Source organism: Fodinibius salsisoli (genome assembly GCF_026229185.1).
Classification (GTDB): domain Bacteria; phylum Bacteroidota; class Rhodothermia; order Balneolales; family Balneolaceae; genus Fodinibius; species Fodinibius salsisoli.
The window spans coordinates 600,045-616,810 of the sequence record NZ_JAGGJA010000001.1 but is presented as its reverse complement, the minus strand read 5'-3'; the positions used below and the strand labels follow the sequence as shown (position 1 = coordinate 616,810).

Sequence of the window (16,766 nt, the reverse complement as noted above, 5' to 3'; positions counted from 1 at the left end):
CTATTCCCTTGTTTTTAAAACACCTATTAAATCCAAACGGTTTAATTTTCTGCGTACCAGCCAGCCCGAAAATACAGCCGATACTATTACCACCAGGGCAGCCAGCGCATAGGTAGCAGCTGTTATATTCATCGGTATCCGGTAAAGCTCGGTTTGCATAGACCATAGGGTAAAGTATGTTATGCCCCATCCTATAAAGAAGCCTATTGGGATGGCAACCAGTACAACAATGGCCAATTCCCCCAGCAGAATATAGGAGATCTCTCCCCGCGTTAACCCCAACACCCGAAGGCTCGCCAGCTCTCGGTTTCGTTCGGATAATGAAATACGCGCATTGTTATAGACGACACTGAAGGCCGTAGCGCCGGCAAACAGTGATATAAACAGGGCGATAATCAGCCAGGTTTGGGCGGTTGACTCATAAAAACGTTCGATCATTCGATGTTTGGATATTATTTCTCCTACAAATGGACTTTCTTTGAGAAAGGCGGTTATTTCATCCTCATAAGCCCGATCAATAGCAAGGTAACTGCCGGATACTAGACTTTTTTCCGGCAACAGGCTATTTAGTTTTTCAATATTCATATAGCAGCCCAGCCCAAAATACTGGTGGATAAAGCCAACAGTCGGGATTTGTGCCATACGCCCGCTCCCGTCCATAAACTCAACGGTAATGGTATCTCCTGATTCAACTTTTAATATCTCTCCAAGGGTTTTATTCATCAGCAAACCCTCAACAGGGATTTCAACAGGTTGTTGTTCGGTGTCCAGTATTTGTCTCAGTTTCATATTGGTATAGTGCCCTTCGAGGGCTGTAAGGTACCTGCGATGTCCAGCTATCATCCGTACGGGAACCGAACGGTAGCCCTCACTGTAATACACACCGGGGGTTCGCTGGATCTCCATAATGGCATGTTTGGAAATCCCCTCTCGGAAGGATACACCAAGATCAAATAGATTCGCCTGGCGGAATTCCACCTCTACGGCATATTTTACGGAATCGTTACTCATCCGGCCCAGCATCACCAATGCAATTGCAAAAGCGACGCCCAAAACTCCAAAGACAATCTTCATCCGTTGCCGTCCCATTTGGCGTAAAATCATTTTAGTAGGCTGATCCAACAAATCAGATGCCCCCATCTTCTCCAATATACTTTTATGGTATATCTTGGGCTGTTCCGGACGCATCGCCTCGGCAGGTGGCAGGGTAACGGCCTCCCTAATTGAAAAAAACACTCCGCTATATGCAGCTGCCATACAAATGAACGAGGCTGCGATAAGATCCCATAGATTTATTTCAAAGTGCAGGAAAGGGAACCGATAGTAACTGGCATACAGTGCTGATAGCCGTTGTCCAAGATCATGGCCCAACAGTATCCCCCCCGCGAGTCCTATGAGTACAATGACAGATACCATTAGCGAATAGTGAATCCCGATCTCGTAATTCGTGTAGCCAAAGGCTTTTAAAATGCCCACCTGCTCTCGTTGTGTACGTACCAGTCGGCTAATTACCACATTCAGCAGGAAGGCAGCCACCAAGATAAAAATGGTAGGAATAATAGTAGCAGTCTGCTTTAATTGTTTGAACTCCTCGGTAATAAAAAAGTGTGAATTTTGATCTTCCCGGCTTATGGCTCCAAGCCCGCCATGTGATTTCAGGATTTGATCCAACTGTACGATTACATCCTTTTCATTAGTTCCCCGTGTTACTGAGAGTACCACATTGTTAAAGGCTCCATCCATATCAAAGGCCGCCTCCAGCGGCGACCGCCGCATCCACATGATGCCAAACCGCAATAAATCCCCCGAGGTGTTACCCGGCTGTCCCTGAAATATAAACTCGGGAGACAAGCCGATACCTACAATCGTCAGTTCTTTCTTCCGACCGTTAATGACAGCCATCAGCTTGTCCCCGGTACTTAAACCATGCCCTTCCGCGAATCCATCGCCCAGCACAATTTCGTTCTCAACATAAGGGTTGGGCATACGTCCTTCGCGCAGATACAATCTATTCAACAGCGGCTCTCGCTCATCAGGCAGTGATGTGACCATGCCTGTCACTGCTTCATCAAAACCAGGGACCTCCAGATTTACGCCCGATTGAATCCGTAGTTCTATACGATTTACGCCCTCAATCTCTCGTACGCGACTGGCCAAAGCATTGGGAGCCCGTTTCAGTGAGGCAAACACATTTGAAAAATAGTACTCTTGGTAATAGGATTCCTGCGATTGCCTAAGGGAGTCGAGTGTACTTAAAAAGGTGATATAGGTGGCCGAACCACAAATAATCATCAGAGCGATGACAAAGACCATGCCCCACATATTGGAGATGTCCCGAAAAAGCTTCCGATTTATTGCTCTCATGGCGTTACCACTCCATTTCTTCCGGCAATCGCTTTACCTTGTTTTCCCTGATCCCTGCAATTTTCCCATCATGCAGGCTGATGATGCGATCAGCCATGCCACCGATGACGACATTATGCGTAATGAGCACGGTGGCTGTTCCCAGGCTTTGATTAACTTTTTGTAGCGCTTTAAGCACAATAATACCGGTTTTGGAATCGAGCGCACCGGTGGGCTCATCACAGAGCAGCACATCCGGATTCTTAGCCACGGCCCGGGCAATAGCCACACGCTGCTGCTCGCCCCCCGAGAGCTGAGCCGGAAAATGGTCCATCCGCTCCTCCAAATCGACCAGTGCAAGCGCCTCCTCCGGTTTCATAGGATGCTCAGCGATTTCGGTAACGATAGCTACATTTTCGCGGGCGGTCAGACTGGGGATAAGGTTATAAAACTGGAACACAAATCCCACACTCAGGCGTCGATAGCTGGTCAACTCACTCTCAGATGCTTCCGTGAGGTTAACTTTGCGATAATGGACCTGGCCTGCTGTAGCCGTATCCAAACCACCCAAAATATTAACCAGCGTAGATTTTCCGCTTCCCGATGCACCGAGCAATACTACAATCTCACTCGCATATATCTCCATATCAATGCCGCGCAAAGCCTGAACCTCTACCACTCCCATCTTATAGGTTTTGGTCAGGTTCCGGGTAGAAAATATTGTTTCATGAGCTATGGTATTTGCCACATTTGCATTCATAAATTACATGTTACAATTCATCCTGGGATGTTGTTGTAAAGAAATCCCTTAACTCATTGTCTGAGAATGAAACCTTCTTTGTAGGTGATTTTCCTACACTCCGCATCCCGAATAGTTGTATAGTCCCGTCCATCATTGCATATGACGACAGTAACTATTTGAGCCCCCTTAAGTAAATATTAGTCTTCATTATTTTCGCCTTCCACTCCCTGGGAAGGCAGACCATCGTTGGTCAACTCAGGATGCATAATTTTCCCACCCAGATAGGCCGTATAAGCAAGCATTGATCCTACTGCCAAGCTGTAGATGAGCAAAAACCATATGATATGCTTCGAATACCTGGTCTGTTTGCTCATCATAAAGAGACCCACGATCGCTGAAACTCCCAAAATGATGGTCAGCCACTGGGCCGTTTCCGCTGCCTCTTCATGATCATGAATAACTTCCTCGGATACACCGGGCACCGACTCAACAATATCTTCAGCCCTCTCCCCGCTTTGCACCGCGATAACGGCCGTCAACCCGGCCAGGATAAAACCGACGAGTGCTACCTTTTTTATAGCCTGTTGATGGACAACCATTCCCCAGGCCAGAATAGCCATGGAAAAGAATGTTGCCAAAATGGGAACATGATTGACCATTAAATGAAGATGTGCAGCATTGATATCCATGTTTGCCTCCCTTTTCTATCTGGAGATAAAGCATAACTCCATCTCCATAAAATTAGTTTTTTAGTCTATTAGCGGTTTAAAAAACTTATTGATTCTTCATCATTGTTCGCATTCTCCAGCCTCTCCACACTGGGAATCCATTTTCATCTCTTAGCCTCAGTGTCATTCCACCTCGCTTTACTGTGGCCGCAACAATAGCCGGCGCCCCATTGAATGTGATACGGGAGCCCGTTACTTCAATCTTGTCTCCCGCTTTTAACGAATCTTGCTCACTCATATACCACACCGGCCCCAAGTGCACCGGGACAGTCTCATTTTGGGTTTTAAGGGTCACATGAACCCCCATCATAACCCTATTATTTTTGCTCGGATTGTAAGAGACTTCCATGACTTCTCCCTGAATCGTTTCAACTGTGTTCACATCATAATTCCGGCTATACATTTGCTTCATCTCCCGACCAGACCGCTGTTGAGCCCAAGCCGTTGTCGTAACCATTGCCACAGTCGTAACCAAGGCTGTTAACACTACTATGCATATCTTTATTTTTTTCATCTTCAATTCCTCATTCAGTTTTGGGTTAATATTAAAGTTTTATGCTCCACCCAGCACCTATGTTGAAGTCCGAAGCTGACTCCGTTAATCCAATTAGCAGATTAGTATTGAGGGAAACATTCGTTGAAGTTTGGAAACCGAACCCCACGCCAGTACTGAGCGGAGGGTCGATATCATCAATTATTTGAGTCGATCCAAAGAAATTAGCCACTACTCTCAACTTACCATTCTGAAAAGTTTGCCCGATTGCAGTACTGTAACTCAGGATGTTGTTAAAATTGAGATCATCCATATCACCAAGCTGCCAATACATTCCACTTAATACCAGCAAAACCGTATCTGCCACACGTTGTGACCAAGACACCCCCGCACCGACATCCCAAGCCCCGGTACCGAAACCGTCACTAGCATCGGTAAAAGGTATTTTGATGCCGATATTTCCATTGACAGACGACCGGCCAACCTCTGAGCTATAAAGCTTTATGCTCCCCGAAAGTGAGGGATCTCCAAAATGGGTTTCAGTAAAATTCAGGGTATCTGTTACCCCCGGATCAATTCTTCTCCCCCGGCGGTTTCCCTCTCCATTTCTGCCTCCAACCAACCGGTTATGTGGACCACCGGTAGGCAGTGGGCCAACCCCCGTATTTGTATAAGAAACCCACGGAGTATTCTGAGCTATGAATGGTACATTCAAATATATGCTAACCGCATCTCCGGCAACGCCAAATCCATTATTTAAATAGAAACTCCCGGTTTGTTCGGTAAAATAGTAAGACCCGGTGGCATATTGTACAGATCCCGAATAATTAATAGCCTGCCCCTTGACCGGGCCTGCTCCCAAGGCCCAAAGCAACACCTCCCCTACCAATAATGAATGGATATAATATTTCATTTCATGAATCTTTCAGTAGTACTTAGTTCCCACCACCCATTGATTCCTGCTGATGTAAGCTTTTCGTTATCCGCTCCATAGTTTGAACCGTTTCTTCTGCCTCTCCTGTCATATTGTGCAAATGTTCACGAAGTCGATCCATATCCTGTTTCATGTTCTGATCACGCGTCATCTGACGATCCTGCATCATTTGATTGCACCGTTCCGCGGCATTCTTCATGTTGCCTAACGTCATCTGCATTTGCTCATTAAATCGATGCATCATCTGATACTGTTTTTTCATCTGCTCATCCTGAACCTGCTGCATACGTTGATTCATGTCCCGGTTCATCATGTGGGTTCGCTCCATAAGTTGATTCATCTGTTGCATCATTTGGTCCATCTGCTGCATTTGATGCTGCATCTGCTGGTGTTGCTGCCCGGTTTGTTGTGCAAAAATGGTTGTATAGCTGCCCAGCACCAATAGAAGTAATAATACCATTAAGCGTTCCATAGCTCTTGAGTTTTGTTGTGATTATTTTTACGGCTTAAACTTCCCCAACTTTTAGGTCTGGCAAAGTGGTGGCTTCCTTGATAAAAGCTGTGGTTTAAATATGCTCTAATATGTAGAGAAAAATATTACAGCCTGTGAGTATCATATCGCTATCCCCATCTAATCCGTTACCTAACTCCAGTAATTTTGGGTTTCAGATGCCCTCTTAGCTTTTTGTATGGTTAATATAGCTTTCTAAAAGCTATATTAACCATCATATATATTTCTAAGCCGTGTGGTATTCCCATTTTTATCGAGAACCTCCAAATCATACCGAATGACGATCCGGGTACCTATTGGAGCGTAATAATAAATGTACCAAGCGGCCGCCTCCGAAGTACCGATACAGCCGTTTGAATAAGCTCTTCCCAATGTTTCGATATTAGTGGTAGGATGGATAAGCTGGCCATAACGCACCCCATTGATCTCGGTTTCCAGCCAGGGAATATTGGGCAATCCGGTCACAATGCCATCATCCCGCCGGGTGACATGATACACGTGGTTATTGCTGGGATTGATGAAAACTGGTTCTTTTATATGCCGAACGATAGCGCCTTTCCCGGTATGCGTTTGCAGATTTACAACTCTGCCCGCCATAGCCAGGTACTTACGCTCATTGCGTCCCACGCGCACCGGGAATTCATAGATCACGCTGTCTTTTTGCCAAATTCTAAGCTTAAATTCAGGTATGTTTACATCCAGATAGGCCTGTTCAAAGAGCCGGCTCAAACTATCTGCGGCTGTAGAATCGGGAATAATCAAATGCTGATCCGGCTCAAAGATTGGCAGCTCTTTGGGATGGAGATTAGTAATTCCATGTTCCTTTAATCGATAATAGTCGGTAGCAGCTAATGAATCGATCACCCATGGATTATAGCGAACGATCATATGCTCTGTGACCGGATAATTCAGTAAAGAGTCATACCGAGATATGATGCTGTCCATAACCTTAAAATAATCCCTGACCTTTACTGTATCCTCAAAAACATGGGTGGTTTCTGGCATTTGCTTAGGTGACTTTGCACAAGTACTATCCCAAAAGGCTAAGGGGCCTTCTTTGTCATAGGGAACCAAAAGAAGCATAACCGTCACTACGATGAATAAAACGTTTCGATATGTAATGATATTGATTGAGGTTGCTCTTTTTTTCACTACAGCTCCAAGATTCTATTGGCACCAGCCAGTTTAACAGCAGATTCTCCAGACATGGAATCATAATAATCAACAAACCGATTGGTTTCGGGACTATCATAGGGCGTCAGGTTTTGTGCCCAGCGGAACCCAATGGGCTGGTACCAGAGCTCGGCTTTTACCTGTAGCATACCTTTTATCCCTTCTATATCAACCCGGTAGGTAACTTGATCACTGCCTCCTATAAAATCCAGATCTCCCATCGCTGGCCCTTGAACACTAATTTCATCTTCCGCAGTGATCTTATCGAAACCGTCCGGCAGAATTCGATTGTCTTTAATGAATCGCACAGCTGTCAGCAGACCAGTCGTCACTTTGTCATCCGGCCCTACCATGATGGTTTCATAGACTTGCACTTGGTCGGACTGGGTAATCTCTGTATAGTGAGATTCATAAGTCGAGGCATCCCGATCATTGTCATTACCAACGATGGATCCATCTGGGTGAAGAGCACCCGATTCAAAAATCAGGTTCCCATTTTGATCCTCTACCGTAAAATGAACCCATATGCGCCGAGAGGGGTAAGCCGTAGGCAATTTATGTCCTGCAAGGTTTTTTACTTGGATTTTTGCCCGTATTTCACCTTTAGACATCTCGAGGTCGGCAAATTCCAGGTGTGCTGCCTTGCCTTGCAGGTGGTCTATAGTTCGGGTTACCGCATTTTCCATTTCCTTGGGCAGTGCTTGAACACCCAACTCATCACGATAACGATTGAGCATCTTGAGCATAAAAAAGTTACCTCCCTGAAAGGTATGCCTCGACACATCCTTCCTTGGAACCCCCATGACCGAAGATATTGGAACCTTTTGCTTTACCACCGGCATGTGACACGACTGACAGCTCTTTTTATCCACAAAACTACTGTGTTTCCACTCTTGGTAGGGAACCTGCTCGGGTAGTTCGCCGACTACTTCTCCATTAGGCCCCAAAGATTCTGTTATCAGCGTATGGCAGGTGGCGCAGACTTCAGAAAGTTGAATATGTTTGGATTGCGCCTGGAGAAAGCCTGACGAAGAATGCATAATATGGACCCGGCCGGCATCTACCGGGTAGGGACCATAGACCTCGCGCTGTCCAATCGGCTTCAGCGTATCTATGACAAATCTCCCCACAAAGCTTTCGTAGGTCCCCAATTTCTCTTCGGTAATTTGGTGGCAGGAGGTGCAAGAGACCCCGTCAGCTGCCAATATGTTTTCTCGGCTTACAGCTTCATTCACCGGCAAATTGGCAAACACTTGTGCTTTATTTCCGTTATATAAGGCCTCATAATGTGCCATCGGCATGTGGCAAGTCGAACACTCACTTTCGATGACAGACTGCGATTCTGGATGATCCATTACCTCACGTCGTACAGCAGCATGCCAGTAGGGATCCCGCGCAGAATTAGCCATCATAGTTGCCCGCCAATCGGTGCCAAAAGAAATATCCTCACCTGCTGGTGTTAGAATACCATTGTGACAACTCATGCATGCTTCGGCAGTTTCAAAGAATTGATGGTAGGGATCCTCTACCCTCACCTTTGGCTCTTTAGACTCCACATGTATGAAACTGTATACAGCTCCCGTTAAGAGGGCCATTGTTGGCAATGATATCAAAACAATTATTCGCTTATTCATACTTTTTGCTCTACTTCAGAATAGTCACCATCCTTCAAATATGCCGCCGTCGAACCAATCCCACAGAATATATACCATCAGCTGGGTATCTCTTCCGGCATCATCGACAGGAATCCTAACCCCTACATTCATCATGATATGTTGGCGTTTGTTTAACGTTACCTGGACCTGGGGTATGATATCCCAGTGATTGACCGCACCGACCTCCAGTTCTCTTGCCCCAAGTATCTCGACCATCGGAGACCACGTCCGCCCCCATTGCCTCTGCGTAAGACTTGTTCCAACCACTCCCCTCCAAAAAGCTTCTTCTTTGGCTTTCTCTCTTAGCATCGGCAGCTCCATCCCACTTTGGATTTGAAGAAAGCTCCCAGCCGGTAATATCTGCCCAAATGAGAAAAACGGCTCAAAAATTGTAGTCCCTTTGCCAAAACCGGTCAATCGATCTCCCGTAGGAATAATTACTTCTCCCGTGACGCTGAAAATAGAGCCGCTGTTAATATTATGATACAGCGCACGTTTGATACCTACAGCCATATCTCCAAGCTGCCCCCCGCCCCATTTACCGGCTGTTGATTGGCGGAAACCAAAGGGAACCACGACTTCCAACTGGTTTCGCGCTCCCAATCGGTGCTCATACACCACTTCGTTCATAACCAACCCTTCATTCTCCATGTCTATGGAGGTACTTATAACGGCTTCATCCTCCGGATATGCTTTTTCCGTAACCAGTGGACGAGGCAGATTCAATTCGCCCCTTGGCCAATTATCATCCCCACAAAACGTGCGAATATGGGTCATAACCTTTTGAAGCTCCTCCTCGCTTAATGCTTTTCCAAATGCGGGCATTTCTTTGGCAAAACCCCGCACTGGACCGCCTTGGTGTGTAACAGCAATCCAATCGGAATCTGGCTCTCGGCTGGCAAAGTCACAATCTGTAAAGTCCGGCACAGGCGTATTTATTCCCAGTTGCCCCTGCGGCACCCCACGACCTGTTACCCCATGACAGGCCACACAGGCATACAGATAAAGCTCCATTCCTGGCTTTTGGGAAAGAGTATCTGGCCCTAAACAACTTACCTCACCTGCTTCAACCCCCGGCTGCGGGCTATGATATCCTGCGCCGACTAATAGAAACAATACCAGTGTTAACACGAGTGGATATAAAATTAGCTTCTCACTCTCCATATTTATATTCCTCTTAACTCTCTGGGACGTATTTTCTTGTTACCTGGAGCTTACTAAAATATTGCTATCTCTTTTGTAGGGTTTTCCCTCAAAAACCAATCTTCGTTGTCCTGCATTATCCAACCCAAGCAATATTCAGCTTTAAACATTTTGTAGGAGAAAATTTTACAGACACTTCCAAGAAAACATTACACCTGAGTTTATCTTAGGCTAATATATTTCAGATAGCATTTAGAAAGAGTCTTTGAAAAAATGAATATGCACAGCTGTAAGATGCGCTACGGTGTTTCAAACGGTTAGTCCAAAAATAACGACCGTGGGTTGCTTCCCGGGATTCTCTTAAAGGAAATAACGGGATGTGTGCAACGGTCTATCTTTGTCGATACCTGAATGGAAAGTCAATGGTTGAGGGTGTCCTTTAATTGGGACTGAGATTACACCTCTTGAACTTGACCCGGGTGATACCGGCGAAAGGAAACCGTTGACTTTTTATTTTGATCCCATAGAGTAGTAGATACAACGTCAGCCCATCCCACCTGTAGACTGTCTACATAGCCTCATACTGTGCAGGGACCAGCACATAGGGGTATCCCTCTCATTAATTTAGGATAATAGCCTATATTTCTACACCTGCTTAAACCTAAATTTAATTTTCAGAACTCCTAAAATGCACTTATAGATTAATTTAAAAGCAGTAGAAGGAATGTTTGCGGATCGGAAACAGGCAGGAGTAGCACTGGGAAAAGCATTACAGAAATATGAAAAAGTCAAACCTATAGTCTTAGCTATTCCCCGTGGTGGCGTGGTCGTCGGATATTATGTAGCACTTGCCTTGGAATGTGACTTTGATGTAATTATCACTCGAAAACTCGGCTACCCTGAACAACCTGAAGCCGGCTTTGGTGCTATTGCAGAAGATGGAAGCCTATACCTTGACCCTTGGTCAAATCGGTATATCTCAAAAGATATAATTACTAAGGTTCAAGCACGAGAAGCCAAAGAAGTTCAACGGCGAATCCAGACATATCGTGATGACAGGGTCTTGCCCACCCTCGAAGGTCGAGTAGTTATACTGGTTGATGATGGTATAGCCACCGGGGCAACAATGATGGCAGCCATTCGGATGTGCACAAAGAAAAATGCTGAAAAGATTGTGGTAGCAGCACCGGTATCAGCTATAAAAAGAATCTCTAAGCTTGAAGGCGAAGCAGATGAGGTGATCATCCTTTTTAAGTCAAAACAATTAACGGCAGTATCTCAAGGCTACCGTGACTTTTCCAATCTGAGCGACGAAGATGTTATCCCCTATTTAAAAAAATGGTATAAATTGAATAAAGATCGTTCCTAATTCAATTAAAAATTGAACAGAATCCTCGTTAATGGAATTTGCTGCTTAATAAATGCACAGAATAAGGTATAAGAGAGTAGCACCTTATTTATATAACTTTCAAAATCTATCACTTCTTAGTTATATAAAGATTATTATATATCTATATATTAATTGCATATTAGTTATAGATTAAGGCAATAATACTATAATTATTTGTTCTATATAGGCTATTTTTCATATATTGTAAACACTGATTCAAAAATAAGTATGGCTCTTAAGTCGTACCTATTCTCATCCTCTTACAGCTCCCATACTCTCAAGCATCATCTTTGTATCGAGTTTTTTATAGCTGTCTTCCCCGGAAACCCCTATTTTGATTATTTATCTATTTGTTATAGATTTTGGTCGCGTTTATACCATCTCTATTGCTAGATGCCTAAAAAAATTAACCAATACATAGTTTAATGACCTCTGAAGAGATTAATAAAGGAAGTCGACTTATTAAAGAGCTAATGGGAAGCACCATCAAAATTGACCAGGATGATGTCAAAGACATCCCATTGGCCTTCTTGACCGTCGAAGACATGAAGTTTCATCTTTCATGGAAATGGCTAATGCCCGTTGTTATTAAGGTAGAAGAAGAATTCAACGTGCCCGTTACAATTGAGGGAAAAGCTTGTACCATTGAAACCGAATCCGGTGAAACCTTTCATCAGGAAGCAGACACCAAACTTTTAGCTATCTGGCATACCATTGTAGAATTTTTGGATGCACAATAGATTAGATAGCTACTCCTCTCCTTTTAGGCTCCGTATAAGAGAGTAGAAATATTCATTCCCAATCGACTACTCTCTATAATTTTTCCGCCAACGTATTTAATTCTATAGAAGTTAAAATTTCCTTTAAAAATCCTTATTTTAAGGGATTAAATGGGAAATGCTGCTCAATGAGTTGAACGTACTTCTTAATATTGCAGCAAAGTCATACTTCCCGCCAATTGATTAACCTAAGTGTAATAAAAACATACACTTAACCATATATGAGTTCTCTTTTTCCAAAATATGATGTTATTGTAGTCGGTGCAGGCCATGCTGGAAGCGAAGCAGCCGGTGCAGCCGCAGAAATGGGGGCAAAAACCCTTCTTATTACGATGAACCTGGATGCTATTGCCAAGATGTCTTGCAATCCCGCCATTGGTGGTGTCGCCAAAGGACAGCTGGTAAGAGAAATTGACGCCCTGGGCGGTTTGACCGGTGTTGTAGCCGACAAATCAGCGGTACAATTCCGGATGCTGAATACCAGTAAGGGTCCCGCTATGTGGAGTCCCCGCTGCCAAAGTGATCGCGCATTGTACAGCAACATGATGCGCGAAGAGTTAGAAAAGAAGGAAAACCTGCATTTTCGCCAGGATAATGTTGTGGATGTTCTCACCACCAATGATGGAAAGAAAGCCACAGGTGTTAAAACCTCAACCGGACAAACCTTTGAGGCGCAATCAATTATACTTACCACGGGTACTTTTGGAAATGGCCTAATGCACATTGGGGAGACTAACTTTGGGGGCGGACGTTCAGGAGAAAGGGCCTCAATTGGCATCTCCGCAGCTCTTGAAAAACTTGGATTTGAAGTTGGACGGCTCAAAACCGGAACCCCACCCCGCCTGGATGGTCGATCCATTGATTACAGCAAACTCGAAATCCAGTATGGGGATAGTGATCCTAGTCCTTTTTCTTTTATGACTGAAGAGCTCCCTTCTAAAGAAGAGCAACTCACCTGCTGGATCGGTTTTACTAATGAAGAAGTGCATGAGACGCTTAAGACAGGTTTTAGTCGAAGCCCTATGTTCAATGGGACTATAGAATCCACCGGCCCTCGCTACTGCCCCAGCATTGAAGACAAGATAAATCGCTTTTCTGATAAAAACAGCCATCAACTCTTTCTCGAACCTGAAGGGTGGGACACTTATGAGATGTATCTTAATGGATTTTCTACCTCCCTTCCGGAAGATGTGCAATACAATGCCTTGCGCACTATTCCCGGCTTTGAAGATGCTGTAATGCTCCGCCCCGGTTATGCTATTGAATATGACTACTTTCCTCCATATCAGATAAGGCGAAGCATGGAGACTAAAATCACGGAGGGCCTTTTCTTTGCCGGGCAAATTAATGGCACAACCGGCTATGAAGAAGCTGCCTGTCAAGGACTTATGGCCGGCATCAATGCTGCCCGGAAGGTCAAAGGAGAAGAAGAATTTATCCTTAAGCGGTCAGAAGCATATATCGGAGTTCTCATTGATGACCTCATCACAAAAGGTACCGAAGAACCTTACCGAATGTTTACCTCCCGTGCAGAGCATCGCATCTTACTCCGTCAAGACAATGCCGACCTCCGATTAACCGAACTTGGTCATAATATCGGATTAGCTTCAACAGAGCGATTCGAACGTTACAAAACTAAAAAAGCAGCGATTGACAAGCTGCATGACCTGATTGCAGACTATACGGTCTACCCCCAGAAAATGGACCCCATGCTTGAAGAGCAAGGGACAAGCAAACTCTCGCAACCGGTTAAGGCCAAGACACTTATCCCAAGACCCCAACTCTCTATTTATAATTTGCTGAATGCAGATGAAGAGTTATCAGCTAAGACCTCTGCCATAACGGATGATAAAGATGTGTTGGACCAGGTTGAAATACAGATTAAGTATGCAGGGTACATTGAAAAAGAGTTTGAAATGGTTGAAGAGATGAAAAAACAGGAAGACACCCTGATTCCTGACACCCTTAATTACGACCAAATCAACAGCCTTTCTGCAGAAGGAAAACAAAAAATGGATCGTATTCGGCCGGAAACCCTAGGACAAGCCAGCAGAATTAGCGGTGTCTCCCCCAGCGATATCTCTGTCCTGATGGTTTATCTCAAGAACTAAACAATGTTCCACGTGAAACACCATAATATTTCGACCTCAAACGTTTCACGTGAAACGTTTGAGCAGATTAACAGCACCTTTACAGAGCACCAAGAAGCTTTAAATAGTTATCTTGATCAACTTTTATGGTGGAATAAGCGCGTTAACTTGGTTAGTCGGAATGTTCCACGTGAAACAATTGAAAACCACTTGCGGCATTCCTTGCTTTTAGAACATCTTGAGGGTTTTAAATCTGCCGAAAACATCGTCGATGCTGGTACCGGAGGCGGACTTCCCGGCCTTCCTTTAGCTCTAACCAACCCAACAAAGGGTTTTGTTCTCAATGATATTGTTTCCAAAAAATGCTTAGCTATTAAGCAAATAGTTAGGAAACTTAACGTTGCAAACGTCCAGGTAGCTGATTCTTCCATTGAAAACATACAGGAAACCCATCCTTTTTTACTCATTTCCAAACATGCTTTCAAGATCAATGACCTTTATAATATGACTTCCCACCTCCCCTGGAAATCCATTATTCTTTACAAAGGAACGGATTTTAAAAAGGAACTCGATGGCATTACCCCCTCCCTATCAATCGAGTGCCATAACCTTTCTGAAGGAGGAAAGTTCTACAAAGGTAAAGCCCTGATAGAAATTCAACGTAAATAAAGGGCTATAGTAATCCTATCCCCTCCCCTTCCTCAGAGAAAAAGCATTCTTTATACACCTTCAATTTAGCCGGCCCGCTGCATCTATACCTGCATATTGAAGTCAAAGTCTCGTTGAATATAAGAGTAAAACACTTCTATTTAAGCTGTATTAGAACCTCAATTCGCTTATATTAAGTCGAAAGTCTTTCCAATCATAACCCGAGTTTCTATGAACAGTTCTGAGCGGCGAATGAAGCTCATTCTTATGCTTCAACAAGCTACTAATCGATTGAGTGTCAATGACATAGCAGAAAAGTTCGATATAAGCAGACGGACCGTATTTAGAGATTTTAATGCTCTGTCTGAAATGAATGTGCCTGTAACCTGGGATGAGTATAAGGGGTATGGCATTATGAGAGGATATAAAATTCCACCCCTAATGTTTACTTCAAAAGAATTAGCAACTATCCTTGTCGGGCTTAATTTTGTGAAATCACAAGTAGACAAGACGCTCATCAATGATGCAAAAGGGGTAGAGCTTAAAATAAAGGAAGTCGTTCCGGATGACCTTTTGGACTTTATGGAATCATTAGACAAACGAACAGTTGTTGATCCATATATGAATTTCGGAGCCGAAAAAAAAGAAGGCGGCAACTGGTTTTTGATAAGTAATGCTATTGCTGAAAATAAAACCATTACTTTTGACTACCAACCAAAGTCCAAAGAGTCCCCCTCCTCTCGAAAAATTGACCCCTATATTATTGTTTTCTATAAAGATCATTGGAATGTTATTGGTTATTCTCATAAAAGAGATGATATCCGAAACTTTGTGCTCGACCGGATGTCAAATGTGGCAATTTCAAACAAAGAATTTGTACCACATGGCAAAATCGACATAGAAGGGCTTATTTTTCGATCTAACGAATCTTCACGCGAAATAACGGTAGATGTACACAAAAATACTTTAAGCCGGTTCAGGGCGAATCTGCCGACGAAAATAATTAAGGAAAAAGACAAAAATCCTAATTTTGTAAGGATCACTTTCAAGTTTAATAATCTGGACTTTATCAATGAGTGGCTTCTGCAGTTTGCAGATAACACAAAAATCATTAGTCCGGAACTGTTAGTAGAAAAAAGAAATAATATTTTAGAAAAAATGCTGGAAAGAAATAATTAATTATGATTCAAAAAAGATCTGTTGCTATTGTAGGTACCGGAAACGTTGGTGTCGCTGCAGCCTATGCCCTGTTTAACCAACGTATTGCCAGTGAAATTATATTAGTTGACCTGAATAAAGAACGAGCTGAGGGAGAGGCCATGGATTTAATGCATGGCCAACTACTCGTGGGAAATGTAAAAGTAAGGGCAGGTGGATACGAAGATCTTAAAGAAACACAGGTTGTTGTGGTTACAGCGGGTGTTGGTCAAAAAAGTCCAGATGAGTCTCGCCTGGAATTATTAAATAGAAATGCCGAAGTTTTTGATAGTATTATTTCCGACTTAGACAAATATGCTCCACAGGCTATTCTCATCATTGCGACCAATCCTGTAGATATCCTAACCTATGTATCACAAAAAATTAGTAGCAGAGCCCCCAAACGTATCATTGGTACTGGTACCCTCTTAGATACGGCCCGCTTTCGTTCATTACTTGGACGTTATTATGATGTGGATCCCCGATCAGTACATGCCTATATCCTTGGAGAACATGGGGATTCGGAAGTTCCCATCTGGAGCCAGGCAAATATTGGTGGTAAACCCATCCTCAAAAATACCCTCTTAGGAAAACCATATGATAAAGATGCCCTCAACCGTATTTTTGAAGAATCTAAAAATGCCGCATATGAGATTATAAAACGCAAAGGGTTTACCAATTCAGCCATTGGTGTCGTTATCGCTCGCATTGTTGAAGGAATATTGAAAGATGAAAAGTCAGTTATCCCCATTACGGTCTATTGCGATGGACAGTATGATATTGAAGATGTATGCATGAGTCTCCCCGCCAGCCTGGGAATAGAAGGAATTAAACACATTATGTCACCAGATCTGAATACGAAGGAAATAAAGGGGCTTAAAAAATCGGCTGCTATTTTACAACAAAGACTTAAAGGAATGGATATCCAGGATTAAAAACA

General features: G+C 43.7%; 15 protein-coding genes and 1 riboswitch. Of the genes, 6 read left to right on the top strand and 9 right to left on the bottom strand.

Going from position 1 to position 16,766, the window contains the following annotated elements:
- The 9 genes from J6I44_RS02550 to J6I44_RS02510 all read right to left on the bottom strand — a co-directional run bounded on the left by J6I44_RS02550 (nucleotide 1) and on the right by J6I44_RS02510 (nucleotide 9,743).
- Nucleotides 1–2,364 (bottom strand): ABC transporter permease, encoded by a 2,364-nt coding sequence (locus J6I44_RS02550; RefSeq protein WP_265764380.1) that lies wholly within the window; start codon nucleotides 2,362–2,364, stop codon nucleotides 1–3.
- A 4-nt stretch (nucleotides 2,365–2,368) separates the two neighbouring features.
- Nucleotides 2,369–3,103 carry an ABC transporter ATP-binding protein gene (locus J6I44_RS02545; protein WP_350356659.1) on the bottom strand — a complete coding sequence of 245 codons (735 nt, stop codon included), beginning with the start codon at nucleotides 3,101–3,103 and terminating at the stop codon, nucleotides 2,369–2,371.
- A gap of 179 nt (nucleotides 3,104–3,282) precedes the next feature.
- On the bottom strand, nucleotides 3,283–3,774 hold the full coding sequence (locus J6I44_RS02540) for a hypothetical protein (RefSeq protein WP_265764378.1): 492 nt from the start codon (nucleotides 3,772–3,774) through the stop codon (nucleotides 3,283–3,285).
- 85 nt (nucleotides 3,775–3,859) lie between these two features.
- A complete protein-coding gene (locus J6I44_RS02535; RefSeq protein WP_265764377.1) occupies nucleotides 3,860–4,327 on the bottom strand; it encodes a MamS/MamX family magnetosome protein in 468 nt (155 codons plus the stop codon).
- A 31-nt stretch (nucleotides 4,328–4,358) separates the two neighbouring features.
- On the bottom strand, nucleotides 4,359–5,219 hold the full coding sequence (locus J6I44_RS02530; RefSeq protein ID WP_265764376.1) for a transporter: 861 nt from the start codon (nucleotides 5,217–5,219) through the stop codon (nucleotides 4,359–4,361).
- 22 nt (nucleotides 5,220–5,241) lie between these two features.
- On the bottom strand, nucleotides 5,242–5,712 hold the full coding sequence (locus J6I44_RS02525; protein WP_265764375.1) for a hypothetical protein: 471 nt from the start codon (nucleotides 5,710–5,712) through the stop codon (nucleotides 5,242–5,244).
- 246 nt (nucleotides 5,713–5,958) lie between these two features.
- Nucleotides 5,959–6,756 carry a L,D-transpeptidase gene (locus J6I44_RS02520; protein ID WP_265764374.1) on the bottom strand — a complete coding sequence of 266 codons (798 nt, stop codon included), beginning with the start codon at nucleotides 6,754–6,756 and terminating at the stop codon, nucleotides 5,959–5,961.
- A gap of 146 nt (nucleotides 6,757–6,902) precedes the next feature.
- On the bottom strand, nucleotides 6,903–8,558 hold the full coding sequence (locus J6I44_RS02515; protein WP_265764373.1) for a hypothetical protein: 1,656 nt from the start codon (nucleotides 8,556–8,558) through the stop codon (nucleotides 6,903–6,905).
- Between the two features lie 24 nt (nucleotides 8,559–8,582).
- Entirely contained in the window at nucleotides 8,583–9,743 is a 1,161-nt protein-coding gene (locus tag J6I44_RS02510; protein ID WP_265764372.1) for a c-type cytochrome, read from the bottom strand.
- Nucleotides 9,744–10,140: 397 nt separating this feature from the next.
- A riboswitch (TPP riboswitch) is annotated at nucleotides 10,141–10,236 on the top strand.
- Between the two features lie 210 nt (nucleotides 10,237–10,446).
- Between J6I44_RS02510 and J6I44_RS02505 the strand changes: the two genes are divergently transcribed.
- The 6 genes from J6I44_RS02505 (at nucleotide 10,447) to J6I44_RS02480 (ending at nucleotide 16,761) form a co-directional block, all read left to right on the top strand.
- Nucleotides 10,447–11,091 (top strand): phosphoribosyltransferase, encoded by a 645-nt coding sequence (locus tag J6I44_RS02505; RefSeq protein ID WP_265764371.1) that lies wholly within the window; start codon nucleotides 10,447–10,449, stop codon nucleotides 11,089–11,091.
- 446 nt (nucleotides 11,092–11,537) lie between these two features.
- A complete protein-coding gene (locus J6I44_RS02500) occupies nucleotides 11,538–11,852 on the top strand; it encodes a hypothetical protein (RefSeq protein WP_265764370.1) in 315 nt (104 codons plus the stop codon).
- 260 nt (nucleotides 11,853–12,112) lie between these two features.
- Nucleotides 12,113–14,002, top strand: coding sequence for a tRNA uridine-5-carboxymethylaminomethyl(34) synthesis enzyme MnmG (gene mnmG / locus J6I44_RS02495; protein ID WP_265764369.1), 1,890 nt, complete (start codon nucleotides 12,113–12,115; stop codon nucleotides 14,000–14,002).
- 12 nt (nucleotides 14,003–14,014) lie between these two features.
- Entirely contained in the window at nucleotides 14,015–14,650 is a 636-nt protein-coding gene (locus J6I44_RS02490; protein WP_265764368.1) for an RsmG family class I SAM-dependent methyltransferase, read from the top strand.
- A gap of 210 nt (nucleotides 14,651–14,860) precedes the next feature.
- A complete protein-coding gene (locus tag J6I44_RS02485; RefSeq protein ID WP_265764367.1) occupies nucleotides 14,861–15,808 on the top strand; it encodes a helix-turn-helix transcriptional regulator in 948 nt (315 codons plus the stop codon).
- 2 nt (nucleotides 15,809–15,810) lie between these two features.
- A complete protein-coding gene (locus J6I44_RS02480; RefSeq protein WP_265764366.1) occupies nucleotides 15,811–16,761 on the top strand; it encodes an L-lactate dehydrogenase in 951 nt (316 codons plus the stop codon).
- Nucleotides 16,762–16,766: the final 5 nt, after the last annotated feature.

What these genes read in the sequence shown, in the direction of transcription:
- J6I44_RS02550 (WP_265764380.1), bottom strand. Translation starts at nt 2,364, where the DNA reads ATGAGAGCAATAAATCGGAAGCTTTTTCGGGACATCTCCAATATGTGG.
- J6I44_RS02545 (WP_350356659.1), bottom strand. Translation starts at nt 3,103, where the DNA reads ATGAATGCAAATGTGGCAAATACCATAGCTCATGAAACAATATTTTCT.
- J6I44_RS02540 (WP_265764378.1), bottom strand. Translation starts at nt 3,774, where the DNA reads ATGGATATCAATGCTGCACATCTTCATTTAATGGTCAATCATGTTCCC.
- J6I44_RS02535 (WP_265764377.1), bottom strand. Translation starts at nt 4,327, where the DNA reads ATGAAAAAAATAAAGATATGCATAGTAGTGTTAACAGCCTTGGTTACG.
- J6I44_RS02530 (WP_265764376.1), bottom strand. Translation starts at nt 5,219, where the DNA reads ATGAAATATTATATCCATTCATTATTGGTAGGGGAGGTGTTGCTTTGG.
- J6I44_RS02525 (WP_265764375.1), bottom strand. Translation starts at nt 5,712, where the DNA reads ATGGAACGCTTAATGGTATTATTACTTCTATTGGTGCTGGGCAGCTAT.
- J6I44_RS02520 (WP_265764374.1), bottom strand. Translation starts at nt 6,756, where the DNA reads ATGCCAGAAACCACCCATGTTTTTGAGGATACAGTAAAGGTCAGGGAT.
- J6I44_RS02515 (WP_265764373.1), bottom strand. Translation starts at nt 8,558, where the DNA reads ATGAATAAGCGAATAATTGTTTTGATATCATTGCCAACAATGGCCCTC.
- J6I44_RS02510 (WP_265764372.1), bottom strand. Translation starts at nt 9,743, where the DNA reads ATGGAGAGTGAGAAGCTAATTTTATATCCACTCGTGTTAACACTGGTA.
- J6I44_RS02505 (WP_265764371.1), top strand. Translation starts at nt 10,447, where the DNA reads ATGTTTGCGGATCGGAAACAGGCAGGAGTAGCACTGGGAAAAGCATTA.
- J6I44_RS02500 (WP_265764370.1), top strand. Translation starts at nt 11,538, where the DNA reads ATGACCTCTGAAGAGATTAATAAAGGAAGTCGACTTATTAAAGAGCTA.
- mnmG (WP_265764369.1), top strand. Translation starts at nt 12,113, where the DNA reads ATGAGTTCTCTTTTTCCAAAATATGATGTTATTGTAGTCGGTGCAGGC.
- J6I44_RS02485 (WP_265764367.1), top strand. Translation starts at nt 14,861, where the DNA reads ATGAACAGTTCTGAGCGGCGAATGAAGCTCATTCTTATGCTTCAACAA.
- J6I44_RS02480 (WP_265764366.1), top strand. Translation starts at nt 15,811, where the DNA reads ATGATTCAAAAAAGATCTGTTGCTATTGTAGGTACCGGAAACGTTGGT.